This window comes from Reichenbachiella sp. MSK19-1, assembly GCF_003590315.1.
GTDB lineage: Bacteria > Bacteroidota > Bacteroidia > Cytophagales > Cyclobacteriaceae > Reichenbachiella > Reichenbachiella agariperforans.
The window spans coordinates 530104-554033 of record NZ_MIER01000002.1; the positions used below are offsets into that span (position 1 = coordinate 530104).

19 protein-coding genes and 2 tRNA genes are annotated in these 23930 nt (G+C 44.7%); 9 read left to right on the plus strand and 12 right to left on the minus strand.

Translation table 11 applies throughout. The features are described from left to right. Nucleotides 1–63 precede the first annotated feature (63 nt). From BGP76_RS02405 to dprA, 4 genes are all read left to right on the plus strand, one after another. Entirely contained in the window at nucleotides 64–1047 is a 984-nt protein-coding gene (locus BGP76_RS02405; protein WP_119843467.1) for a M23 family metallopeptidase, read from the plus strand. A 123-nt stretch (nucleotides 1048–1170) separates the two neighbouring features. Next, nucleotides 1171–2361, plus strand: a complete 1191-nt coding sequence (locus tag BGP76_RS02410) for a CapA family protein (RefSeq protein ID WP_073119622.1) — start codon at nucleotides 1171–1173, stop codon at nucleotides 2359–2361. Between the two features lie 5 nt (nucleotides 2362–2366). Next, nucleotides 2367–2711 carry a MerR family transcriptional regulator gene (locus tag BGP76_RS02415; protein WP_073119620.1) on the plus strand — a complete coding sequence of 115 codons (345 nt, stop codon included), beginning with the start codon at nucleotides 2367–2369 and terminating at the stop codon, nucleotides 2709–2711. Nucleotides 2712–2813: 102 nt separating this feature from the next. Beyond that, nucleotides 2814–3923, plus strand: a complete 1110-nt coding sequence (dprA, locus tag BGP76_RS02420) for a DNA-processing protein DprA (RefSeq protein WP_119843468.1) — start codon at nucleotides 2814–2816, stop codon at nucleotides 3921–3923. Here dprA and BGP76_RS02425 read toward each other — a convergent pair whose 3' ends face one another. The 3 genes from BGP76_RS02425 to BGP76_RS02435 all read right to left on the minus strand — a co-directional run bounded on the left by BGP76_RS02425 (nucleotide 3924) and on the right by BGP76_RS02435 (nucleotide 8746). Beyond that, nucleotides 3924–4775: a hydroxymethylglutaryl-CoA lyase gene (locus BGP76_RS02425; RefSeq protein ID WP_119843469.1), complete on the minus strand. Its 852-nt coding sequence runs from the start codon at nucleotides 4773–4775 to the stop codon at nucleotides 3924–3926. It lies immediately after the preceding gene. Nucleotides 4776–5871: 1096 nt separating this feature from the next. Beyond that, complete coding sequence (locus BGP76_RS02430) at nucleotides 5872–7263, minus strand: sodium-dependent transporter (RefSeq protein WP_119843470.1); 1392 nt, start codon at nucleotides 7261–7263, stop codon at nucleotides 5872–5874. 85 nt (nucleotides 7264–7348) lie between these two features. After that, nucleotides 7349–8746: a TonB-dependent receptor gene (locus BGP76_RS02435; protein ID WP_119843471.1), complete on the minus strand. Its 1398-nt coding sequence runs from the start codon at nucleotides 8744–8746 to the stop codon at nucleotides 7349–7351. 162 nt (nucleotides 8747–8908) lie between these two features. Between BGP76_RS02435 and BGP76_RS02440 the strand changes: the two genes are divergently transcribed. After that, complete coding sequence (locus BGP76_RS02440; RefSeq protein WP_073119612.1) at nucleotides 8909–9454, plus strand: hypothetical protein; 546 nt, start codon at nucleotides 8909–8911, stop codon at nucleotides 9452–9454. Nucleotides 9455–9533: 79 nt separating this feature from the next. On the opposite strand, the gene BGP76_RS02445 is transcribed toward BGP76_RS02440, so the two are convergent. The 4 genes from BGP76_RS02445 to BGP76_RS02460 form a co-directional block, all read right to left on the minus strand. Beyond that, entirely contained in the window at nucleotides 9534–10418 is an 885-nt protein-coding gene (locus tag BGP76_RS02445; protein WP_147407349.1) for a hypothetical protein, read from the minus strand. Nucleotides 10419–10520: 102 nt separating this feature from the next. Next, complete coding sequence (locus BGP76_RS02450) at nucleotides 10521–10955, minus strand: peptidylprolyl isomerase (protein WP_073119608.1); 435 nt, start codon at nucleotides 10953–10955, stop codon at nucleotides 10521–10523. Between the two features lie 97 nt (nucleotides 10956–11052). Beyond that, entirely contained in the window at nucleotides 11053–11757 is a 705-nt protein-coding gene (locus BGP76_RS02455; protein ID WP_119843473.1) for a 16S rRNA (uracil(1498)-N(3))-methyltransferase, read from the minus strand. A gap of 168 nt (nucleotides 11758–11925) precedes the next feature. After that, nucleotides 11926–12012 (minus strand) — tRNA-Leu (locus tag BGP76_RS02460). Nucleotides 12013–12275: 263 nt separating this feature from the next. Between BGP76_RS02460 and BGP76_RS02465 the strand changes: the two genes are divergently transcribed. Both BGP76_RS02465 and uxuA read left to right on the plus strand, forming a co-directional pair. Continuing rightward, nucleotides 12276–14420 carry an alpha-glucuronidase family glycosyl hydrolase gene (locus BGP76_RS02465; RefSeq protein WP_119843474.1) on the plus strand — a complete coding sequence of 715 codons (2145 nt, stop codon included), beginning with the start codon at nucleotides 12276–12278 and terminating at the stop codon, nucleotides 14418–14420. Nucleotides 14421–14441: 21 nt separating this feature from the next. Further along, a complete protein-coding gene (gene uxuA, locus BGP76_RS02470; RefSeq protein WP_216010664.1) occupies nucleotides 14442–15599 on the plus strand; it encodes a mannonate dehydratase in 1158 nt (385 codons plus the stop codon). A 656-nt stretch (nucleotides 15600–16255) separates the two neighbouring features. On the opposite strand, the gene BGP76_RS20460 is transcribed toward uxuA, so the two are convergent. The 3 genes from BGP76_RS20460 to BGP76_RS02485 all read right to left on the minus strand — a co-directional run bounded on the left by BGP76_RS20460 (nucleotide 16256) and on the right by BGP76_RS02485 (nucleotide 21271). Next, nucleotides 16256–18007, minus strand: coding sequence for a serine hydrolase (locus BGP76_RS20460; protein ID WP_119844309.1), 1752 nt, complete (start codon nucleotides 18005–18007; stop codon nucleotides 16256–16258). A gap of 222 nt (nucleotides 18008–18229) precedes the next feature. Continuing rightward, on the minus strand, nucleotides 18230–21013 hold the full coding sequence (gene leuS / locus BGP76_RS02480; RefSeq protein WP_119843476.1) for a leucine--tRNA ligase: 2784 nt from the start codon (nucleotides 21011–21013) through the stop codon (nucleotides 18230–18232). A 184-nt stretch (nucleotides 21014–21197) separates the two neighbouring features. Next, nucleotides 21198–21271, minus strand: a tRNA-Met gene (locus tag BGP76_RS02485). 113 nt (nucleotides 21272–21384) lie between these two features. On the opposite strand from BGP76_RS02485, the gene BGP76_RS02490 reads away from it, so the two are divergent. Then, on the plus strand, nucleotides 21385–21768 hold the full coding sequence (locus BGP76_RS02490) for an START-like domain-containing protein (RefSeq protein WP_073119600.1): 384 nt from the start codon (nucleotides 21385–21387) through the stop codon (nucleotides 21766–21768). On the opposite strand, the gene BGP76_RS20205 is transcribed toward BGP76_RS02490, so the two are convergent. Continuing rightward, nucleotides 21769–21930, minus strand: a complete 162-nt coding sequence (locus BGP76_RS20205) for a hypothetical protein (protein ID WP_158584011.1) — start codon at nucleotides 21928–21930, stop codon at nucleotides 21769–21771. 140 nt (nucleotides 21931–22070) lie between these two features. Here BGP76_RS20205 and BGP76_RS02495 point away from each other — a divergent pair, with 140 nt between their 5' ends. After that, on the plus strand, nucleotides 22071–22622 hold the full coding sequence (locus BGP76_RS02495; RefSeq protein WP_252737116.1) for a DUF255 domain-containing protein: 552 nt from the start codon (nucleotides 22071–22073) through the stop codon (nucleotides 22620–22622). A 34-nt stretch (nucleotides 22623–22656) separates the two neighbouring features. On the opposite strand, the gene BGP76_RS02500 is transcribed toward BGP76_RS02495, so the two are convergent. Continuing rightward, nucleotides 22657–23874, minus strand: coding sequence for an MFS transporter (locus BGP76_RS02500; protein ID WP_158584013.1), 1218 nt, complete (start codon nucleotides 23872–23874; stop codon nucleotides 22657–22659). Nucleotides 23875–23930 lie beyond the last annotated feature (56 nt).

Below are 23930 nucleotides of genomic sequence, written 5' to 3' on the forward strand. Positions count from 1 at the left end.
CGTAAGCGAAAATATTGACTACCAATCAAAAACGAAGCACAAAGTTAGATATTCTGATTTAATATGGCTAGAATAAAATACTATTACGACACGGAATCATGCAAATATGAACGTGTCAAGGTGTCCACCTGGGATATCATATTAAATGCGCTAGGATTTTTATCACTTTCGGTGATGTTGTCCGTAGGGATGTTTATTGTCTACAATAAGTATTTTAAATCCCCTGTAGTAGCACAGTTAGAGAAGGAGAACGAGGAGTTGGCCTATTACTATGAGCGCTTGCAGGACGAGATGGCAGATGCGTCACAAATGCTGACCTCCTTACAAGAGCGTGATGATAACGTTTATCGTGTGATTTTCGAGGCTGAGCCGATTCCTTCTTCTATCCGAAATGCGGGTGTGGGTGGAACTGATCGATACAAAGAAGTTTCGGAAAAGGGGCTAGAGAGAGAAGATTTATTGTTGGAGGCGTATACCAAAATAGATAAGCTCAAAAAACAGATGTACATCCAGACCAAGTCTTACGATGAACTCATAGAAATGGCTAGTAACAAGGAAGCATTCTTTGCTTCGCTACCAGCGATACAACCTGTGTCAAATAAAGAATTAAAGCGTTTTTCATCAGGTTTTGGGTATAGAACCGATCCTATATTGAAAACGAGAAAGATGCACTGGGGAGTGGATTTTTCAGCACCCAAAGGGACTCCTATTTATACGACTGGTGATGGAGTGGTAAGCCGAGTGCATTCTAGTTTTGGTGGGTATGGGAAGCAAATAGAGATCGATCATGGATATGGTTATGTGACTAAATATGCACACATGAGCAAATTCAATGTAGAGAAAGGACAGAAAGTTAAAAGAGGTGAGTGTATAGGTTATGTGGGAGATTCAGGAAAATCTACTGCGCCACACTTGCACTATGAAGTGAGTAAAGATGGAAAGAAGATTAATCCAGTTCACTTCTTTTATAAGGATTTGAATGCTGCAGAATACGAAGAGATTCTCCGGTTAGCTGCGATAGAGAACCAAGCTTTGGGTTCTTATTAAGCGTTGTATGATTCAAGTTATTGAACCCTGGTGCTGTAAGTGTCAGGGTTTTTTATTGGCTATTGTGGAAAACTTGACCGTTGACATGTCGACTCTTTTCGAATTGCGGTATAATTTTGAATCATGAAGAAAATCTTGGTGGTAGGTGTTTTGGCGATGTGGCTCGCAGGGTGTAAGACTCAGCGTCATATGCCACAGTCGGACATGACTGTACCTCAAGATACCGTAGTGATGGATACGGTGGTTCAAGAACCCGTTTATTACATCACCGCGCAGCAAGATACCCTTATGTCATTAGACGAAGAGGTTGATGTTGAAATCCATCGTGTACTGAAGGATACGTTGACGATCATAGGTGTAGGGGATATTATGATGGGGACTAATTTTCCAGAGAAGGGCTATCTACCACCGAATAACGGTAGAGATCTATGGTCTGAAGTGTCTGACACCTTGCAGCAAGCTGACGTGACTTTTGGTAATTTAGAAGGCGTTATTTTGGATGAAGGTGGAGATCAAAAGAAGTGTAATAACCCTAAGGTCTGTTATCTGTTTCGATCGCCAGTTTCTATGCTTTCTAATCTCACGGATGCTGGGTTTGATGTAGTGAGTCTGGCGAATAACCATGCAGGAGATTTTGGGGATGCAGGTCGCCAGAGTACTATGCGTTCGTTGGATACTTTGGGGATCAATTATGCAGGGCTAATAAATGCACCATATACTATCTTTGAACGTGATGGGATGAAGTATGGGATGGTGGCCTTCTCTCCCAATAAAGGTACGATATTGATCCATCATCATGAACAAGCGAGGAAGCTGGTGGCTCAGTTGGACTCTATGGTGGATGTGGTGATTGTTTCTTTTCATGCGGGAGCAGAAGGTAAAGAACATCAGCATGTAACACGCACCTCTGAGTACTATTATGGCGAGGATAGGGGCAATGTGTATGAGTTTGCCCGGATGATGATAGACGAAGGAGCAGATGTGATCTTTGGACATGGACCTCATGTGACACGAGCAGTAGATTTATACAAAAATCGATTTATTATTTACAGTATGGGTAACTTTTGTACCTATGGTAGGTTTAATCTAAGTGGTGTGAAGGGGGTAGCACCCATAGTCAAAATTCAGACAGATGGTACAGGTCGATTTATACAAGGTCAGCTCATACCTATTTATCAGCCAGGCGCTGGAGGACCTAAGTTTGATTTGAATAATCGTGCCATTAAATTGGTGAAAAGTTTGACCGAAAAAGATTTTCCTGAAAGCAAATTGAAGATTGAAGATTCAGGTTTAATTACCTATATTGACAACTGAAAACTGTGCCTTACAAAGAGAAACAAATAGAAAAAAGATACTACACCATCGGAGAAGTCGCTGATGACTTAGGTGTGGCTACTTCCTTGATTAGGTTTTGGGAAACCGAGTTTGATATCATTAGTCCGAAGAAGAACCGCAAAGGGAACAGGCAGTTTACGATTGATGACATTAAGAAGATCAAGCTAATATATCATTTGGTAAAGGTCAAAGGATATACACTGCACGGTGCGCGAGATTTTATCAAAAGTGATGTCAGCGCAGCAACTGACAAAATAGAAATGATAGAATCACTAAAGGGAATTCGTCAATTCCTCTCACAGCTAAAAGACGGCTTACAGAAAAATTAATTATTAGAATAGTTATGGGTGAAGTTTGATGCTTCACAAAGAGCACAGTGAATCACTGTGCCCAAACCATAATGTGTTTGAACATTAATGTATTCGAAGTAAGTGGAAAAAGATTATGTATATATACTAGCGCTTAAGCTGACCACAGGTGTTGGTGATGTGCTGGCGAAGCAACTTGTTAGTTATTGTGGATCGGCGCAGGCTGTTTTTAATTTGCCCAAAGGGCGCTTACTCAAGATACCTGGAATAGGGCCCAAAGTCGCTGAAATGTTGCTTAATAAGGATGCATTATCAGCTGCAGAAAAGTGTGTAGCAGCCTGTGAAAAGCAAGCCATTCAAATAATTCCCTATTATCACGCTGCCTATCCCGATAAACTGAAAATGGTGAATGATGCGCCTTTGGTACTATACTATAAGGGAACTCAGAATTACAATCAAAGAAAAATAATTGGCATAGTCGGAACACGGAATGTTACCCAATATGGACGCCAGACTACTGCCAGAATCGTAGAGGGATTGAAAGCACATGATGCACTGATTTTAAGCGGACTGGCCTACGGGATAGATATAGCTGCTCATAAAGCTGCCTTGAAAAGTGACCTGTCAACCATAGGTGTATTGGCAGGAGGATTAGATATGATTTACCCCGCAGCGCACAAAGGTGTTGCCAATGATATGCAAGTAAATGGGGGGCTATTGACAGAACATCCACCAGGGACTAAGCCAGATCCGCATCATTTTCCTGCCCGCAATCGCATCATCGCTGGGATGTGTGACGCCTTGATCGTAGTAGAGGCCGCAGCGAAAGGTGGCGCATTGATCTCTGCAAACATTGCTTACTCATACAATCGTGAGGTGTTTGCTGTGCCAGGGGAATTAGGTAGTACCTACTCTGAGGGATGCAATGCCTTGCTACGAGCCCAAAGGGCATTGATCTACACGGATATCAGGGATATCGAGTATAATATGAATTGGACTCCTGGAGATAAAGAAAAACCTAAGGCAGTGCTTGATTTGTCAACTTTTACGTCAGAGGAGCAGCGTATACTCACAGTGTTAAGCGAATTTAAGAAAGGAGTACATCTTGATGAATTGTGTTGGAAGACACAGCTAACGATCAATCAAGTCGTGACGATGCTTTTGAACCTGGAGTTTTCAGGTTTAATTGAATCCTTGCCGGGTAAACAATACCGTCTAATCCAGCGGATTTGATCATTTACCTAGGAAGAGACCTGGAGCCATGTTGATGGCTTGGTTAATGGCTTTGCCGTCATAGTTGACGGATACGCCTTTGTCTTCGAAATAATCGAGTATAGTTTCGGTAGCGATGTTGCCGACTAGCTTGTCTTCTGCCATCGGGCAACCTCCGAAACCATTGATTGCACCATCGAACCGAGTGCACCCCGCTTTGTATGCAGCCTCCACTTTATCGATTGCCGAATCCAGATCTGAGTGCAGGTGCGCCCCAAACTCCGTATCAGGAAACTGCTCCGTCACGGCACGAAACGTCGTTTTGATCAGTTCTGGCGTAGCGAGCCCTACCGTATCGGCAAGAGAGATGATCTGTACGTCTAGTTTTTTGAGTTTTTCGATCATATCTATAACATCACTTGCTTCATAAGAGTCTCCATAGGGGTTGCCAAAACCCATCGATAGGTAGGTTACAAGTGTTTTGTTATGTTCTTTGCAGATGTCTTGGATGATCGTCAGTTCTTCTAGTGCTTGGGCTATGCTTTTTTTGGTATTGCGTTGCTGAAACGTCTCTGATAGAGATAGCGGGAAGCCTAAGTAGTCAACCGTATCGAATTCTGCTGCCTCATGCGCTCCTCTGGTATTGGCGATGATAGCGAGCAATTTGGTTTTGGTGTGCTTGAGGTCTAGTGAACTTAGCACTTCTTTGGTGTCTCGCATCTGAGGGATAGCCCTGGGAGAGACAAAACTCCCAAAATCAATGGTGTCAAAACCCACACGTAAGAGTTGGTTGATATATTCTATTTTCTGTTCGGTAGGGACAAATCCATGCAAGCCTTGCATGGCATCACGTGGGCATTCGATGATTTTCATTCTCAGGTAGTTTGATTAGGCTAATATAATTGACATTGGTTAGAAAAGCGCACCTTAAACGGAGGAGCTGTTTAGATATGCCGCAGCGCTGATTGGATAGAACGCTGGGCTCATACTTTGGTCAAAGCAGAAGGACTAGTTGAGCAGGAGTAGGATTCGGGTGTTGATTCCTGAGGTATGGCCTATCTTTCTGACTCGATAATTCCCCACTTCGTAAAAGCACAATGAAGTGCAGGGGGTAATCGTAACTCTTTTTAATAACCTGAGTAATCAGGCCATCCCCCATCAAGGTCTAGAATGTGGTTTTGTCTTATGGTTTATTGGTCACAGTAGGCGTTAAAACGATGCACTTTAGAGCATCTCGCTTTAGCTTCTACCAACCTCAATAGGATACTAGTATTTAGATAAAAATTTGATGCTTTTTTGTCTGCCATTATAAACTCTTGGAGAATTTACTAAGATAGCCTTGACCTTCAAGGTAACTGTTATTTAGCATCTAACTCAGGTTAGTAATTGGGCACAAGAGGGTATAGATGTAAGGTGATGCTGTATGACTCTACAGCATCTTACAACAAAAAGATATATATCTAAATACAAAACGGTATATATCTAATCATAAAATGATATATATCTAAATACAAAATGGTATATAGCTTATGTCTCATGCTCATCTACCTTTTAACCTGAGTTCGATTAAAAATGAATCATGCTCTATATACTTTATTCAAGGGGTTTGAAAATTATACTGTTTGAGCGGTAGCGCGTTTATAGGTTTCTAGCCTTTTAGCTTCTTTCATTGATAATGAAAAAGAGGGGGGGCTATTTATCTACCGGAGATATGGTCTATCTGGCTTGAAGACAAAGTATGATTGATGCATTTCCGACAAGGGGTTAATGAAGGTTGAAATCGACTCAGGTTAATAGGTGATATGGTGGGGTAGTCTTTGTGTAGTTGATTGGTAATCCAGCTTCTATATGGTTGTTTCTATAGAGTTAACCAACTAAATGTTGTTTTCCTAGCAGAAAATTGAGGCTCTGATTTTCCATCTAAGTCAAATCAGAGTAATGTGTGAAGCAGTGTTCTTTAAAACTTATATTAGTTGATGATATCGATACCAAAGAAGTTGTTGAGAACGACTAGTACGAATAGCATACCTAGTAAGGCTGGACATAGATAGCTCACCGTGATATTGATAAAGGTTTTAACCCAAGACTGGTGGTAGCCTTCATGTCCTTGAGCGAGTTCTTCATGAAGATTGGCTTTCTTCCAGACATAGGCAGCAAAGGTTACGATTAAGAATCCTCCAAGCAGCAAGAATATATCAGCCAATTGACCCAAGAATGTCATAAAGTCTGTCGGGCTATCTGCTCCGACATAGGTTATGAAATTAGTCAGCATATCGCTGTAACCGTTGCCTAATAGTGAGGGGATACCTGCTACGAATATAATGACAGCCATGATGATGACCGCAGTGTTTCTATTGGCTTTGTATTCATCTACAATGTAAGATACAGGTACCTCTAGCAGTGAGACTGTAGAAGTCAGTGCTGCAAATGAAAGTAGCAAAAAGAATAATGAACCGATCACTATGCCTAGTACTGGCCCTAAAGATTCGAAGACACCAGGTAGTGTAACGAATATTAGTCCTGCACCTCCTTGTATGTTGCTCATGTCTCCACCGGTACTATAAGCCACCAATGGAAACAACATAAGACCTGCAAAAAAGGCTATCCCTACGTCAAAAAGCGTGATGGAAGCAGCTGAAGATACGATGTTTTCTTTCTTGGATAGGTAACTGCCATAGGTGATCAATGCACCCATACCGAGTGATAGGGAAAAGAATGCTTGTCTCAGAGCACCACCTACTACGCGCAGGTTGAGTTCCGAAAACTCGGGGACTAGGTAGTACTTGATACCTGTCATGGCATTGGGGAGTGTGAAAGAGTATGCCAGTATCCCGAGGATCATCAAGATCAGCGTAGGCATCAATATCTTAGCAGCTTTTTCTATCCCACCCGAGACACCTTTGGATACGATGAGTGCGGTAGCTCCCATGAATAGGATCGCGTATACTGCTATTCTCCATATATTGGTGATGTAGTCGGAGAACTGATTGCCAATGTCAAAATTGCCCTGAGCCATTTCGATAAAGTAACCAAATGCCCAGCCGGCTACGACGTTGTAGAAGGATAGGATGATGATTCCACTGATGATCCCGAGTACACCGAGATATTTCCATTTTGGGAATCCCAAAGCGACAAATGCTCCTGCAGGGTTTTTCTCTGTCTTTCTGCCAATGGCGATCTCTGTGACTAGTACAGGAAAGCAAAGGGTGAAACAGAAAATCAAATAGACCACAACAAATGCTGCACCGCCTCCAGCTTCTACCTCGAATGGGAACTTCCATATATTACCAAGACCCACTGCGGATCCTGCTGCTGCTAATATAAAACCCAATCTGTTGCTGAAATTTCCTCTTGCGGCCATTTGTGTTGTATTTGTAAATCACGAAGATATATGAAAAACTATCATCCGTGAAATATTCGTGATGTACGGTGTGATATCCGTTTGATTATTTGCTCTGATAGCCAAACATACCGTGTTCCTTGATGAGTTCGGCGACTTTGGGTGGGACATTTTCTTCCCAGCTCATGTCTTGGCTTTTGATTTTTTGGAGCACCTCGATGGTTTGGATGTGTTGGATGTCACGCTTGGCAGTAACTATGTCCTCAATGAAGTTATTCTCCTTCAGGTAGAGGTAGAGGTGCTCAAGATGTTTTGGAGGTGTAAAATTGATAGACGTCTCTATTTTTCCTTGGTAGAGAGTAGGGTAGATGAGCAGCTTGACATTAGAGCCAAAGAGTCGACTAAAAGATTCTAATAGCCCACCTTGTAGGTTCTGGTAGTAGGATTCGTCGAACATCTTGCGTAGATTTTCTGTACCTACTACGAAGGACATGCGCTTGCCTTTGGTGAACTGGTAGAGATAGGCGGCTAGTTTGTAGTGTTCTGAATAGTTAGAGATGAGTACGTTGTGATCCAGCGAATTGAGTAATTCTACTCTATCGAGGAAGTCTTGTTCGTCTACTTTACCATCATGGGTTAGGTCATTGAGTGTGAGCTCAGTTGTGATCAGTAGCTTTTCGTGATCCAGCGTAGGGTCTAATTTAAACTGTGTAATAGCCGACTCTATCATGTCCTCACTGACCACTGTGACGGGTCTGAAGTACCCCCTCAGTACGCATATGTTCTTTTTGTAGAGGAAAGTGGAAGGTTGTTGGTTGTTGCCTCGCTTGTCAAACATCGCTGCGTGCGTCAATCCATACTTGACAAGTTTTAGACTCATCAGGCGGTTGTCGATGTTTTTAAAACTAGGACCTGAGACTTTGAAGTAATCGATCTCCACTCTGCCTTCGCTGATGTTGTCTACGATGGAGACCATCATGCGATCCGCATTGGTATGGTGATTAAAACACGCGTAGATGAGATTGACTCCTATTTTACCCAGTACTTCTTGTTGCCAGATGGTTTCTGGGTCTTTAAGTACCACGTGAATGATAATGTCATTGTAGGGAGCATTAGGTTCTAGCTGGAACCGTACACCGAGCCATCCGTGTCCTTGGTTGGTTTTTTTGAAGTTGATCGTTTCGATTGTGTTTGCAAACGCAAAAAACTTGCTGTTTTCAGCTCGTTTGGTGAGTCGAACCGAAAGCAGTCCGTACTCTTTTTCGATCATTTTCATGAGTTTTTCTTCGCATACATATCGCTCAGTAGCACCGTAGATGGCATCCGAAAAATCCATGTCATAGGCCGACATAGTCTTTGCAATAGTGCCAGATGCGCCACCCGCTTTGAAAAAGTTGGAAGCGACCTCTTGTCCTGCACCGATTTCTGCTAGAGAACCGTAGATGGACTCATTTAGGTTAAGAGATAAGGCTTTTTCTTTTGTGGTATGTACACCTGATTCCATATGCGTTTTTCGTTTGAACAAAAGTATGGACTTGTCTATCTTTATCGAATATCAAGGCCTTTATTTTTTGATAAAATGTCTTATTTGAATGCCTTCTAAATCATTTCTGTTCTTTGTCAGAAATGAAGACGATATTTGTTCTCTTATAATATAATCACAACCATGCAATTCGCCGAAATCATTCTAAATGAAGTGAGTGATGGCCTTCTACTGGGAGGCTTAGTCTTCTTCCTGTTGATCGGGCTTATACTCGTGGCATATTATATTGATTCGCTCAATCTGTTCTACTATCGCAAGGTCAATTTTCGCTATGAGGATATAGAAGTGACTTACTGGTACAAGTGGAAGCTACTGACCAGCAAAGGGTCTCCATATTTTATCTGGAGGAAAATTCGATTCGAAAATCATAGTACCAAAATGATCACCGAACATGAAATCGATCCCGTCTCGGAGGAGGGGCATATTCTGTATTTCTATCTGGATCAAAACTATCAGACTCATACAGGGATGCTATTTGATGTCCTAGTAGTGCGAGACTCGGATGTTTCTATGGGGTTCGATGTGTATTCGCTGGATTATCTGGACAAGGCGTATGTCTACGAAAGGCGAGTAGGAGAGACCGAATATATCGGTATGGTCGAGCGTGGCAAATTTTACGAATCAGAAGGTATGTTTCGCAACGTCCAAAGCAAAGAGCTGAACTATTAGCCTCAGTTTGGTATAAGTGCTAGATTTTAGCTTCAAGGTCAATTCTAGAGCCTATCATCTAAAATCTAGCATCAGAAGATTACTTTTCGATTTTGTAAGCTGTTACGCTATTTGCGAAAAATGTTGGTACTAACAGCAGTTCTTTTTCTGGACTATACCAAATGTCTGCAGCATTGATTTTTGCCTCTCGGGTATCTTGTAGTAGTGTTTTTGTTCCGTCTCGGGTCACGTGATAGATTTCTCCAGCCCAAGTCGATACGACAAAGTCATCTCCATAAGCGACAACACCATCTCCACCGCTGATCGAATCAACCAAAACTGTGGATTGCTGCGTGACTCTGTCCATTTGGATGAATGCGCCACTACCTCCGAAGGAGGCGATGTATAGGTCATCACCATCGACCAGTAGTCCATTAGGTCCAGCTAGTGGTTCGCCCTCTTTGTAAAGTGAGAGCCTGCCGTTTTTGATCTGAGAGATTTGGTTGGTGCCTGAGTCAGATATCAATACTGTACTGTCGGCGGTGACCGTGATGTCATTGAGGAATTTGGCTCCATCGACAAGGTAACTGCCAATGATTTTGGACTGAGCGATATCGATTTCGACGACTTGACTGATATCAGCCACAAAGAGGCTGTTGCCTACTATTCCCATGCCTTTGGGAGCAGAGAGGCCTTTTATCCATTTTAGATTCAGAATTTCACCGTTTTCGGGAGACACCTGTGCGATGAAACCGTCCCCATCTATGTTGTCGGGAGGGGTGTTGCCGATACAGGATACGAATAGTACATCTAATTCAGGATGGTAGATCACCGATTCGCTGGTGGTGAGTAGCGTATCAGATTCCCAAACTTTGGTGAGTAGAGGGGTTGAATTATCTGAGGAGGTAGTTTCAGATTTAGGGTTTTGCTGGCAGGCCATACCTGCCAGCAAAAATCCAAGTGATATGCTTTTTAGATTCTTCATGGTTATCTTTTGATGTCGGTACTAAGTTAGCCGATTGGGATATACATTAAAAGAGAATCCTGATGAGCTTGTCCACATCATTAGAAAAGAATCCGAATGAGACTAGTCTTCGGTAACGACTACTTTGTCCATCACATCGCCTTCTTTGATCGCATCGATCACATCTAACCCTTCGACTACTTTACCGAACACGGTGTGGTTTCTGTCTAAGTGTGCCGTATTATCTCTGCTGTGGCAGATGAAAAACTGAGAGCCACCTGTGTTTCTTCCAGCATGTGCCATAGATAGCACACCTCTGTCGTGGTACTGATTTTCACCATCTAATTCACAGTCGATTTGGTAACCAGGTCCGCCAGCACCCGTGCCATCAGGACATCCGCCTTGGATGACAAAATTTGGGATCACACGGTGAAATGTCAATCCATCGTAGTAGCCTTTTTTAGCTAGATCAGTGAAGTTTTTAACTGTATTTGGAGCGTCCTTTTCGAAGAACTCTAATTTCATGACTCCTTTAGAAGTTTGAATTTCTGCTTTCATCTTAATAGAATTAAAAATTGAGTCGCAAAGCTAATGGATGATAAGCTAAATGCCGATAGAAATCCACGCATAGTCTATTATCTATAGGAGGAGGGGATTACAGTTCGTTGGCTAGGTTGAAGGTATGAGCAGCAATGATACCTGCTGTCTCTGTGCGCAGGATGCTATTCCCGAGATGGATGGCGGTGGCTCCTTTTGCTTCTGCAGCCTGCACCTCTTCGGGTGTGAAGTCCCCCTCAGGCCCGATCATAATGAGCGTGTCTATGTTGGGTTTGATGAGTTTGTGCAGCGCGACTTCTTGGCCCGTCTCTACATAGGCAATGAAGCGCTGCGGTGTTTGGAGAGAGGAACTATTGATGAAATTACCATAGTTTGTTAACTCTCCTATCTGACATTTCCAAAAATTCTTTGACTGCTTCATCGCGCTAATCGCTTTCTTTTCAAGACGTTCTAGATTTATTTTCTTGCGCTCGGTTCTTTTGGTGAGTAAAATAGATATCTGAGCCGTTCCCAACTCGCAAGCCTTTTCTACGAACCACTCCAGTCTGTCTATGTTTTTAGTAGGAGCAATAGCGATATGCACCTGCGCATGCGATCGAGCCAAATGCTCCTCTTCCACGATACGGAATCCGCACTTCCTGAAATTAGCCTCAGTGATTTCTGCAACATATTTACCTCCCACTCCATCCATGATATGAATCTGATCGCCTACCTTTTTCCTCAATACCTTGATGGCATGAGCGGACTCCTCTGCACTGAGAATAGCGTCTGATGTAGGGTTGGGATGGTAGTAGTAATTCATGTATCAGATGTTTTGGCTAAAATATCAAATATTGGAGGAATGAGATAATTTTCATAGATGAAGTGTATAGTGAGTGCCATCATTATGTGATCAATAGACCTACATCTTGTAAAGAATAAACTCTATAAAAAACAATACCCCACTGTAATCATGTTACAGTGGGGTATTTGGTGCCCACGAAAGGAGTCGAACCTTCACGTCCATACGAACACTAGAACCTGAATCTAGCCTGTCTACCAATTTCAGCACGTGGGCAAAGCGGTTGCAAGATTAAGAATTCTTTCCGTCAAAGTAATACGATACGAGTGAAAAATCTCATGGATTGGGAAGGGACTGAGTTGCGCTGATCTAGAGCGTAATGGGAGAATTGGTTTCTAGGCTCTTGCGACGAGAGTGCTATTATATTATTTTACGCAATCGATTGTGTTTCTTGTTGCATTGCTCTTCTTTTGTTGGTGATAGGGAGCGTAAGCGTGATTTATGTTCGACGTTTTTATATAAGGATGACTATGAAGCATATGAAAAAAATACTATTGATCTATTTGGTTCTTTGGAGTTATGTAGGCACTGCGGAGGATGGACACGGGCTGTGGCTCAGATATACTCCCATTAGCCAGGAGGCTGTATTGACCGAATATCTACAGACCGTCGATCACTTCGAGGTACATACGAGTAGCGAGACGGGACTACTGATCCACGAGGAGTTGACAAACGGACTAACGAGCATGTACCAGCAGGAGTTGGTTGCTGAAGGGTTGGAGCATTCGCTTCAGGTCTGCAAAACGGATCATTCGCTGGTGAAAGGACTCGGGATCGATGCGGGAATCAAAGAACAAATCGGAGCAGAGGGTTTTTTGCTTCGCTCAGTGCAGCGAGAGGGAAAATCCTTTTTGCTCTTGACTGCCAATACGGATATAGGACTGTACTACGGTACGTTTCACCTGCTCCGACTGATCCAGACTGAGCAGTCGCTGGTGGGCTTGGATGTTGTGGAGTATCCACGCATCGAGACCCGTATGCTCAACCACTGGGACAACTTGGACCGCAGTTCGGAGCGTGGCTATGCCGGGTTTGCAATTTGGGATTGGCATAGGTTACCGGACTACCTCGACCCCATCTATGTCGAGTATGCGCGTGCCAACGCCTCGATTGGTATCAATGCCATGGTACCTGTCAATGTCAATTCGAATGCCTTGATTTTGACTCCCATGTACCTAGAGAAGGTAAAGGCCTTGGCGGATCTGCTGAGACCCTATGGTATCAAGATGTACCTCACGGCGCGATTTAGCGCGCCAAGCGAAATCGGTGGGTTGGCGACTTCCGACCCGCTCGACCCAGGGGTAGCGGCTTGGTGGGCTGACAAAGCAAAGGAGATATACAGTTACGTTCCAGACTTTGGTGGATTCTTGGTCAAAGCCAATTCAGAAGGGCAGCCTGGCCCGCACGACTATTACCGCAACCATGCCGAAGGGGCCAATATGCTCGCCAAGGCTCTCGCGCCTCATGGGGGACAGGTGATCTGGAGAGCCTTTGTTTACAGCGAAGAGAATCCCGTCGATCGCCACATGCAGGCCAATGATCAGTTCGTGCCGCTGGATGGGCAGTTCGATGACAATGTGTCGATTCAGGTCAAAAACGGTGCGATAGATTTTCAACCTAGAGAACCTTTTCATCCGCTGTTTAGCGCGATGAAGGAGACGCGGCTCGCGATGGAGTTTCAGATCACGCAGGAGTATCTGGGACAAGCGACGCAGCTTGTGTACTTAGGGACCTACTATGAGGAGTGTTTGGATGCGCAGATAGGGATCAAGAAAGCGACTGTTAGCGAAGTGATAGAGGGGCAATCGAACGAGCAGGAGCATAGTGTCATCGCTGGTGTGGCCAATATAGGCACAGACCGCAACTGGACGGGGCATTTGTTTGGGCAGTCCAACTGGTACGCCTTTGGGCGGTTGGCATGGAATCCAGATTTGGGTGCTGATGCTATTGCGGACGAATGGATCGCGATGACTTTCGATCACGATCCACAGGTACATGCGACTATCAAGGATATCATGATGCATTCGCGTGAAGCGGCGGTCAATTATATGACGCCACTGGGGCTGCATCACCTCATGGCGACTGGTCACCACTACGGGCCTGGACCTTGGGTGAGTGAACTGGGTAGACCTGAGTGGAATCCAGTCTATTATCATCGTGCAGATAGTTTTGGGGTAGGGTTTGACCGTACGGCAAAAGGAAGCGGGGCTGTGCTTCAGTACCAGAAGTCTATCGCCAAGAAGTTTGGCAATCTGAAATCCTGCCCTGAAGAATACCTGCTATGGTTTCACCATGTCTCGTGGGACTATGAAATGCAATCGGGCAGGACGCTTTGGGACGAAATGGGATTACACTATCAAAGTGGTGTCGATGAAGTGAGACGTTTTGCGTCCCAATGGAAAAGCCTAGAAGGGAAGGTCGATGCGCGGCGCTTTGAGGAGGTGCAGATGCTCCTGACCATACATGAGAAAGAAGCTGTATGGTGGAAGGATGCAAGTTTGCTGTACTTTCAGACGATTTCCAATCGACCGTTTCCTGCGGAGATAGAGACGCCAAAGGGGTCGTTGGCACATTACAAGCGTTTGAGATTTCCATATGCACCGGGCATCAAGCCTCAGTGGTAACCGAGAAGAAACATGTATTTGATGAAACAAACCATGAGGTGGTTTGGTCCTGGAGACCCGGTCAGCCTCAGAGATATCAGACAGGCAGGCTGTAGTGGAGTGGTCACGGCGCTGCACCAGATCCCTGTGGGAGAGGTGTGGACTGTGGAAGCGATAGAGGAGCGAAAGGCTTTGGTCGCAGAGGCAGGGATGACCTGGTCGGTAGTAGAGAGCCTGCCAGTGAGTGAAGCGATCAAGACGCGCTCAGAAGACTGTGCACTACATATCAGCCATTACAAAACGAGTTTGGAGAATTTGAGTCGCTGCGGCATAGAGGTCGTGACGTACAACTTCATGCCGATACTGGATTGGCTTAGAACCGATCCGTTTCATGTGCGCCCAGACGGTACACGTACCTTGCGGTTCGAATGGATCGACTTTGTCATCGTAGATTGGCTGTTGCTCCAGCGACCGGGTGCAGCGGAGGAGTATTCGATAGCAGACAAGGAGCAGGCGCAGGAGAAATTTGGACGTATGTCTGAGGATCAAAAGAAAAGACTGTTTGATAACATGCTGCTGGGGCTGCCGGGGAGCAAAGAGGCTTTTACCCCCGAGGGTATCCTCACCGCTCTCCAATCCTACGAACACATCGATGAGAAACAGCTCAAGGAGAACTTGGCGCACTTTCTCCAAGCCGTGATCCCTACGGCAGAAGCTTGCGGGATCCAAATGGCCATCCACCCAGATGACCCGCCGTATTCGGTACTGGGGCTGCCTCGGATCGTGAGTACAGAGCAGGATTTGGCGGATATCTTGTCCTTCGCTCCTTCTCCTGCTAACGGCCTATGCTTTTGTACGGGTTCGCTCGGTGTACGGGTAGACAATGATATCTTGGGGATGTTGACCCGCTTTTCGGCACACATTCATTTCGTACACTTGCGCAATACTGCCAGAGATTCGGAGGGTAACTTCGAAGAAGGGGAGCATCTCTATGCCGATACCGATATGGTCGCGGTGGTGGACGGACTGCTGGACATCATGCAGCGTCGGCAGGTGAGTTTGCCGATGCGACCCGATCACGGGTTTCAGATGATGGATGATTTGTCGAAAGATACCTATCCCGGCTATACCTGCATCGGGAGGATGAAAGGCCTGGCTGAACTGCGAGGGCTAGAATTGGGCTTGGCGTATCGCAAGTAACACTAAAAACTTTCTTGCAGCCTGCGAGAAGCTTTCCGAGTCCTCGGATTTGTTCCTGTAGCCTGCAGGAAGGTTTCTGGACTTTAGGAGTTGCTCTTGACGCCATAGGGAACTAAACTATCCTAAGGTTTGGAGTTAATGACGAGTGTTCTTTTTTAGAAAGTTGCTTTTAGATTCAAGTCGGATATACATTCATGATAGGTAAATAGTAGTTGAAATTGGACGAATATTCAATGCGTGTAATTAGCTATAAGTCATTGTTTTAGTTTGTTTCATTATTAACTAAAACCAACGTAATATGTATTCATTAAAAAGAAGATTTTCATCACTTGTATTAGTCGTTTTAATTCTAGGGATGCCATTTGTCTCAGAGGCAGCAAAACCATTCTTTGGGAAAGAGACCGTTAACGGGCAAATATTTGAAACCCCTGATCATAAGTGTCATCAGGCGGTGACGACTAATACTTACTTTTTCGGTATTAGAACATCTTCTAATACGGTATGGGTAGACGTCCCCTGCTAATGAGATGTAAAAAAGATAGCTGTTCATGGAATGGCTATCTTTTTTTGTCTAAAATCATGTGTTTGTCAGTCCATGATTAGGAGGTTTAAATACCTGCGGTTTTATTCTCTCCTAAATTACTTTCTATCAATTCTCAGTCTGAATAAGGAATGTAGTTTTCCCACTCCCACGGAGTATAGGTGTCTGCCATGGTGTAGGCCAGCAGTTCTTTGAAGATACTCTCTCCATTGTCTGAGTTGGTCAGGATAAGGACACCCTTGCCCGACTCGGGAAACAAGATCGAGTAGTGTTGAAATCCATTGCCATGCCCTTCTTTGAACAGGCCTATGCCGTAGGGTGTCTCTAGGTATCCCCATCCCAGCCCATAGCTCAGGTTGATGTCGTCGTATTTGTCGGTAGGTGTTGCAGTGCCTTCACCAAACTGAGTCAAAGAGCGAATCCTGATCTGTGGACGAAAGATCTCCTCGTAGGATGCGGGATGGATGATTTTTTGATTCAACACGGCGGTTAAAAATTTGACATAGTCCTCTGCGGTCGTTTCCAAGGTGCTGCCGCCTCTGGGTTCATTGTCTTTGTCTTTGGGGTAGGTTTTGCCATTGGTTTGGTGGCCATAGGCAAAGTCTTTGTCAAACCGTGGTTTCCATTCGTAGGAGGAGTTATTCATACCCAGTGGCTGGAATATGATCTCTTGTGCGAGCTGCTCTAGCCCTTTGCCGGTCAACTTCTCCAGTACCACTTGGAGGTATATGAAGCCTTCTCCACTGTAGCTGTATGTGGTACCTGGTGTGCCATGGGTTTTCAATTTATGGTCAGATTCCATGCCTCTAGAGTTGGCAAAGCTCGTGGTATGTGTCAGGCACATGCGTGCAGTGATCAGGTGGTAGAGACTGTCATCCTTTAGATCCGAGAAATCGTCGTGCCACCGTGTTTGCGGGGTGTATTCGTGCAGTTTTTTGGGTAGATAGGACTCTAGAGGTGTGTCTAGATCAATGATGGAGTCCTCTATCATTTTCATGACCAGCACGCTAAATACGGCCTTACTCAACGAAGCGCCATACATGTTGGTCGAGTCGGTCAAGGCTAATTTTTGAGGGGCGTCTTTGTATCCAGAGAGGTGTTGATACACGGGTTGTTTGCTGTTGAATATGGCGACAGCCATTCCCTGCACTTGGGCATCCTCGGTGAGTTGGTTGATTTTCATCGTGATAGAGTCTTTGGCTACTGTACTGCCATCGAGGCGTTCTATTGTCGCATGGTCAGGGGTACACTGAGCAAAAGATAGCGCCACTAGAAGTAAGGCAATGCTATCCGCAGTATGTCTTTTCTTGATTTTCAAGAAGGGGAGGGAGAACGGGTAATAGCACTTGTCCGCACGTAAGACATAGATGATGTTGCATATCACTATACCTACGCAAATAGGGACGGTCAAGATGAAGAGGAAGAATCCCCATTTTTCGATGGTGACGAGACTGACAAAGGAGAGAACGGCGAGTATTGCGGCGGTAATCTGAAAGTTGATCACCTTGATACCGTGGGTGTTGTAGATGGGGTTGTCTTCTCGTTTGTGGATCCATAGAAACAGCGGTATCAATATATTGAACAGCGGCATGAAGATGCCTAAGAGAGGAGTGGCATGGATCAGTAGGAGCCATTTTTTCTTGACCGTTTCTTCTTTGGGATCGTCGATGGGGAGCAAGTTGCCTACTTCTACTTCGAGGGCTACTGCCAGCAACTTGATGGTATTGAGGTGGGGGTTGACCTCAGCGTTTTCTATTCGTTGGATGGTGCGGACAGTGACACTCGTTTTGTTGGAGAGCTCTTCTTGGGAAAACCCTTTGATTTTTCTCTGGTATCTGAGTCGATCAGCTAGTGATTGATTGTTCATGATTTTGAATTTTGATGATGAAGCAAGTTTAGCCTTTGCCTTCTGCCTTTTTGCCGACATTTAGATGTCATGTCTCTGTCATTGGCCTAAAAATCAATGGTTTTCAACGAATTACGAAAGGAATGCTGAGGTTTTTGACTCTTGGTATGGGAGAGTAGATAAAAAAAGGGAGAGCCATTTGTGAGCGACTCTCCCTTTTCGGTTATGTTTTTTTCCGTGTCTCTACAGCACGATGTTGATGATTCGCTTAGGGACGATGATCACCTTCTTGGGTGCTTTGCCCTCGGTCCATTTGACTACTGTCTCATCGGCCAAGACAGACTTCTCTATCTCACCTTTGTCCATATCTACTGGGTAGCTGATTTTCGTTCTCACCTTGCCATTGATGGATACTGGGTATTCGTGGCTATTCTCTACCAGTAGACTTTCGTCGAAAGCAGGGAATGCCACTTGACTGATGCCTTCGCTATGTCCGAGTTTCTCCCAGAGTTCCTCACTGATGTGCGGAGCGAAAGGCGACAGGATAACGGTCAAGCTCTCGAGAATTTCACGCTTGTTGCACTTGATAGCGGTCAAGTCATTGACGGCTATCATGAGCGTACTCACCGACGTGTTGAGGGAGAGGTTGTTGATGTCTTCCTCGATTTTCTTGATTGCCTTGTGTAGGATTTTGAGTTCCTCAGGCGTGGCTTTGTCGTCCGATACGTTCCATTCGTTTTGTTCGTCATGGAAGAGTCTCCATGCCTTGCGGAGGAACTTCGATACGCCATCGATTCCGTGCGTGTTCCATGGTTTGAACTGCTCCAGCGGCCCGAGGAACATCTCGTACATACGAAGTGTGTCCGCACCGTACTTCTCGATGATATCGTCTGGATTCACGACGTTGTACTTGGACTTGGACATCTTTTCTACCTCATAGCCGCAGACATACTTGCCGTCCTCGAGTATGAATTCGGCATCCGCCAAATCAGGTCTCCATGCTTTGAAGGCATCCGTATCCAATACGTCATTGTCTACGAGGCTTACATCCACGTGCATCGGTGTACAATCGTACTCACTTTGCTTGTTGAGGGAGACGAATTGGTTCGTGCCTTTTACGCGATAGACGAAGTTGGATCGCCCTTGGATCATGCCTTGGTTGACGAGTTTTTTGAAGGGCTCTTCTTCCTGTACGAATTCCATGTCAAACAAGAACTTGTTCCAGAATCGAGAGTACAGCAAGTGCCCCGTAGCGTGCTCGGTACCACCGATGTAGAGGTCTACATCCTTCCAGTATTTTTGTACGTCATTGTCTACGAATGCATCACTGTTGTTGGCATCCATGTAGCGGTACCAGTACCAACTTGATCCCGCCCAGCCCGGCATGGTGCTGAGTTCTAGCGGATAGGCTGTGTTTTCTCCTTTCGGTGCATAGGTATAGTTTTCTGCTCTAGCGAGTGGTGGATCACCATCCTCAGTAGGCAGGTATTTGTCGATTTCGGGCAGTACGATCGGTAGATCTTCTGTCGCTACAGGGTAGGGGATGCCGTCCTTGAAGTACACGGGCACAGGCTCACCCCAGTACCTTTGTCTTGCGAAGATGGCATTGCGGATGCGGTAGTTGATCTTGCCTGATCCGATGCCTTTTTCTTCGAGAAAGGCAGTGGCTTTATCGGTTGCTTCTTGGAAGGTCAGTCCCTTGAGTATGCCTTCGTTGATGATTTTGCCTTCTTTGGTTGCGTCAGCTTCTTTGCTCACATCCATGCCTTCGTAGACAGGTAGGATAGGGAGGTCAAAATGCTTCGCAAAGTCATAATCTCTTTGGTCACCGCCTGGTACGGCCATTACAGCACCTGTGCCATAGCCTGCCAGTACATAGTCTGCGATCCATACGGGGATTTTCTCTCCGCTGAATGGATTGATCGCATACGCTCCCGTGAATGCGCCCGACACTTTCTTGACATTGGTCATGCGGTCACGCTCGGAGATGTTTTTGGCGACTTCTACATAGGCTTCTACCTCTGCTCTTTGTTCGTCCGTTGTGATTTTCTTGATAAGATCCAGTTCTGGTGCGAGTACCAAAAAACTCACTCCATAGACCGTATCGATACGTGTCGTGAATACCGTGATCTTGTCATCATGGCCTTCGATATCCATGGTCATCTCAGCACCCTGTGATTTCCCAATCCAGTTGCGCTGCATTTCTTTGAGTGGCTCAGACCAGTCGAGTTGATCTAGGCCGTCGAGTAGTCGCTCGGCGTAGGCTGTGATACGCATGCTCCACTGCTTCATGAGTTTCTTGACGACTGGGTGTCCGCCGCGCTCTGAGAAGCCGTCTTTCACCTCGTCGTTGGACAGTACGGTACCGAGCTCTGCACACCAGTTGACCGAAGTTTCGGATAGGTAGGTGAGGCGATATTTGAGTAGGGTTTCTTGTTGTTCTTTTTCAGAGTAGCCTTTCCACTCTGCCGCAGTGAATGACACGGTGTCCTCGTCGCAGGCTGCTTGGACAGACTTGTTGCCTTCTGACGCAAAGATCGCTACGAGATCGTCTATCGGCCGAGCTTTTTGTTGGCTTTGGTCGTACCATGCATTGAACAGCTGGATGAATATCCACTGTGTCCATTTGTAGTAATCTGCGTCACATGTACGTACTTCTTTGCTCCAATCGAAAGAAAAGCCAATGTTCTTGAGTTGCTCTTTGTAGCGCGCGATGTTTTCTTCGGTAGTGATGGCAGGGTGCTGTCCGGTTTGGATGGCATACTGCTCCGCAGGCAATCCAAAGGCATCGAATCCCATGGGGTGCAGTACGTTGAAGCCTTTGTTGCGCTTGTATCTAGAGATAATGTCCGAAGCGATATAGCCTAATGGATGACCGACGTGTAGTCCAGCTCCAGAAGGGTAAGGAAACATATCGAGTGCATAGAACTTCGGTTTGGAGGTGTCGACGTGGGCTTCAAATGATCTTTGGTCTTGCCAATACTTCTGCCATTTGTTTTCTATCTCGGAGTGATTGTAATCTGCCATGATATGAGGATTTCTGGATTTGATCTTTGCCCTACAAATCTATTTTTTTTGAGAAATATCACCGTGTGTTATCGGATAATATTCGGTAGAATTTGATGATTTGGGCGTGCTAATTAAAAGCTTAAAAAGTCTTTCTAAAAAAACAAAAACCCTTATATTACAAGAATACAAGGGTTAAAAATTGTAGCGAAGACGGGAGTTGAACCCGTGACCTCAGGGTTATGAATCCTGCGCTCTAACCAACTGAGCTACCTCGCCATTGATTTTGGAGGTGCAAAGTTATTATTATTGTTGATTTAACCATGGCTGATTAGAAAAAAAATGGATTAGCTTACGGGAAAAATTAACAGTGTCTTTATATCGATCTGATTATGAGTAAATTCAAGTACATAGGAGAGTATGAAATAAAAGCATCGAAAAAAATGCTGTATCCTTATATGTCTTCCGCTAGTGGTCTGGCACAGTGGTTTGCCGATGATGTCAATATCGACGAAGATAAGGTGTTTACTTTTATCTGGGATGGTGAAGAGAGTAAAGCTCGAATGATCTCTCATCGTACCAATAGTCAGGTTTGTTTTGAGTTTATATCTGATGACGAGGAACCTAATTATGTGGAGTTCAAGATAGATATGAATGAGCTGACGCAGGAGGTTTTTATTCGCGTGACGGACTTTTCAGAAATGGATGACGAGCAGGAACTACAAGATCTCTGGGAGAGTCTCATTTTTAATCTAAAGGAGTTAGTGGGCGGGTGATTAGACATGCTCTAGTCTCACGACTATCCCTTCGCATACGCCACACTTGCCCGCAAATAGTCCAGGTTTTCCTACTTCGGCATGACAATTTTTGCACCACATACGCCCACAGCCTCTGCATTTGAGCACTGCTCGCTTTTCACATTTATTGCAGTTTTCCATGATATAAGGTTATATCTGTCAATTTAAGATATCCTTGTTGATTTACAAAAAACTGCCCTGTTTGAAACTTTTAGCTCCCTGATTATGTACGCTATCTATTGAGATGAATTTCATACCTTTGTGAGGGTGATAAATATGCTATGATGAAAAAATATACGGTTATACTCGGTTCGTTGATATTGATGGCTTTGTTGAGTTCTGCTTTTGTGATGAAAGTAGGAGATCAAAAAGAGGAGGAGGTAAAGTGGTATTCTTTTGAAGAGGCTGTCGCACTGAATAAAAAAGAGCCTAAGAAAATCTTTATTGATGTGTACACGGATTGGTGTGGGTGGTGTAAGAAAATGGACAAGGCCACATTTAATCATCCAGAAATTGCCAAATATCTCAATGATAAATATTATCCTGTGAAGCTCAATGCAGAACAAAAGGAGAATATTGAGTTCAATGATCATACTTTTAAATGGGTGGATAGTGGTCGAAATGGTATCCACGAGCTAGCCTATTCATTGTTGAATGGAAAAATGAGTTACCCGACTGTTGTCTTCATGGATGAGGAATTTAGGATGTTGTCCCCTGTGCCTGGTTATTTAGAAGCACCTGTGTTTGATAAGATCATCCACTACTATGGAGAAGACGAGTACAAGGAGACTCCATGGAAAGAGTATGAGGAGAGTTACAAGTCTAGCTTGTAGATCTTTAGTGAATTAGTTGTAAGTCTTCGGTGTTTTAGGATAAGCGGCTATTGGCTATTTTTCTTTTGGTTTGATAGTCTGGGAAATAACGCTGTATAATGATAGCCATGGTGAAGCAGGCTATGGCCGCAAAGACAGCATTTCCAATAAAACCTATCTGAGTATATACTAGTCCAGCAAGCCCAGAACCCAAAGCCATTCCTATCTGACCAATAGAGAGCGTTAGACTCATCATCCTACCTCGATGTTGATCTTGGACGATATCTCCAGCCAAAGTCTGAAAGGGAACACGACGCGCTACGATAAATACCATAATTACGAAAAATACAACTGGGTAAAATACATAGTGCTGATTGAGAACGAAAACGGATATTGGTAGTGCAATAGCCAATATGAGGTTGGTGAGAACAATGATCTGCCCACGTCCACGTTTGTCCGAGAGTCGGCCAGAAATTGGACCTGCCAAAACAGTCGCTATACCACCGATCAGGAACAGTATGGCGATTTCATAGTTATCGATTCGGAAAGAATTTTCTAGCCAAGTAGGGAAGTAGACAATGAAAATTGAGATGCTGAAAAAGGACAAAATGTAGCCCATGGCAATGCTTTTAACTCCAGGTTCACGGAGTAGTTTGAGGTAGTCTCGACTGGCCTGAAATACTCCTGTTTTGCAGTTTTGGTTGGGTAGAATGGGTTGTGGTAGTTTGATTAGAATGACTACAAAGGCTATGGCGATCATTACGCCAAAAAACTGGAAGGGAGCGTAAAAACCTATCCAGCCTGAGAACAGTGTTCCCATTGGGATACCTATGATTTGTCCAGCAGCACTACCTGTTGCTACGATACCATTGGCCCAACCTCTACGTCCGATACTGAAATAATCTCCTACATAAGCGACACAACTACCTGCGAGAACACCTCCAGCGAGTCCAGCTAGAATTCGGAGGGTAAGTAGGCTATAGTAGTTATAGGCCAATGGGTGAAGTAAGAGAACTATGGCTGAACTTCCACAGCCAACCAGTAGTATTTTCCGTCTTCCGTAGCGGTCTGATATCGGTCCGATCATTAACGCCATGATAGCAAGTGATATGGCGTAGGCCGTGATCAGTGTTCCTAGCCATTGTTCTGGAATAGTGAGTTGTTCTCCGATCTGTGAGAGGATGGGGGACATGATGAAGAACTGGCTACTAGATGAAAACATCAATAACCAGAGTGAAAACAATACGATTCTTTCTTCAAGCTTTTTTTGCATGATTTTTTTGACCTGACTAGTCATACGAAGGAATCCGTCGTGGGTTGATGAGATCG

Excerpts from the sequence above, each read along its gene's own strand:
- BGP76_RS02405 (WP_119843467.1), top strand. The coding sequence starts at position 64 with ATGGCTAGAATAAAATACTATTACGACACGGAATCATGCAAATATGAA.
- BGP76_RS02410 (WP_073119622.1), top strand. The coding sequence starts at position 1,171 with ATGAAGAAAATCTTGGTGGTAGGTGTTTTGGCGATGTGGCTCGCAGGG.
- BGP76_RS02425 (WP_119843469.1), bottom strand. The coding sequence starts at position 4,775 with ATGAAAATCATCGAATGCCCACGTGATGCCATGCAAGGCTTGCATGGA.
- BGP76_RS02430 (WP_119843470.1), bottom strand. The coding sequence starts at position 7,263 with ATGGCCGCAAGAGGAAATTTCAGCAACAGATTGGGTTTTATATTAGCA.
- BGP76_RS02435 (WP_119843471.1), bottom strand. The coding sequence starts at position 8,746 with ATGGAATCAGGTGTACATACCACAAAAGAAAAAGCCTTATCTCTTAAC.
- BGP76_RS02440 (WP_073119612.1), top strand. The coding sequence starts at position 8,909 with ATGCAATTCGCCGAAATCATTCTAAATGAAGTGAGTGATGGCCTTCTA.
- BGP76_RS02445 (WP_147407349.1), bottom strand. The coding sequence starts at position 10,418 with ATGAAGAATCTAAAAAGCATATCACTTGGATTTTTGCTGGCAGGTATG.
- BGP76_RS02450 (WP_073119608.1), bottom strand. The coding sequence starts at position 10,955 with ATGAAAGCAGAAATTCAAACTTCTAAAGGAGTCATGAAATTAGAGTTC.
- BGP76_RS02455 (WP_119843473.1), bottom strand. The coding sequence starts at position 11,757 with ATGAATTACTACTACCATCCCAACCCTACATCAGACGCTATTCTCAGT.
- BGP76_RS02465 (WP_119843474.1), top strand. The coding sequence starts at position 12,276 with ATGAAAAAAATACTATTGATCTATTTGGTTCTTTGGAGTTATGTAGGC.
- uxuA (WP_216010664.1), top strand. The coding sequence starts at position 14,442 with ATGAAACAAACCATGAGGTGGTTTGGTCCTGGAGACCCGGTCAGCCTC.
- BGP76_RS20460 (WP_119844309.1), bottom strand. The coding sequence starts at position 18,007 with ATGAACAATCAATCACTAGCTGATCGACTCAGATACCAGAGAAAAATC.
- leuS (WP_119843476.1), bottom strand. The coding sequence starts at position 21,013 with ATGGCAGATTACAATCACTCCGAGATAGAAAACAAATGGCAGAAGTAT.
- BGP76_RS02490 (WP_073119600.1), top strand. The coding sequence starts at position 21,385 with ATGAGTAAATTCAAGTACATAGGAGAGTATGAAATAAAAGCATCGAAA.
- BGP76_RS20205 (WP_158584011.1), bottom strand. The coding sequence starts at position 21,930 with ATGGAAAACTGCAATAAATGTGAAAAGCGAGCAGTGCTCAAATGCAGA.
- BGP76_RS02495 (WP_252737116.1), top strand. The coding sequence starts at position 22,071 with ATGATGAAAAAATATACGGTTATACTCGGTTCGTTGATATTGATGGCT.
- BGP76_RS02500 (WP_158584013.1), bottom strand. The coding sequence starts at position 23,874 with ATGCAAAAAAAGCTTGAAGAAAGAATCGTATTGTTTTCACTCTGGTTA.